Below are 274 nucleotides of genomic sequence, written 5' to 3'. Positions count from 1 at the left end.
AATCGCCAGCACAGGGGCGCCGTCCGCTTTTGCATCATATAAACCATTTAATAAGTGCACCGCTCCCGGCCCTGCGATTGACAGACAGACTCCGATCTTGCCGGTGAGTTTTGCTTCAGCTGCGGCTGCCAGTGCCGCTACCTCTTCGTGGCGGGTTTGAATGAACTTCAGTTGATTTCTTTCGTGTCTTAATTCTTCAATAAACTCATTTATACTGTCTCCGGGGATGCCGTATACATGATCAACTCCCCATTGCTCAAGCAGCTCTGTCATT

At 49.6% G+C, this 274-nt stretch carries 1 protein-coding gene; it reads right to left on the bottom strand.

What is annotated here, in order from left to right:
* Positions 1–273 (bottom strand): thiamine pyrophosphate-binding protein (locus SB660_RS20465; RefSeq protein WP_410584162.1); only part of this gene is annotated, 273 nt, incomplete at its 3' end.
* Between the last annotated feature and the right edge of the window lies 1 nt (position 274).

The sequence above is a fragment of the Bacillus sp. SIMBA_005 genome (assembly GCF_046535585.1).
Lineage (GTDB): Bacteria > Bacillota > Bacilli > Bacillales > Bacillaceae > Bacillus > Bacillus pumilus.
This window is presented reverse-complemented; position numbering and strand designations above follow the sequence as displayed.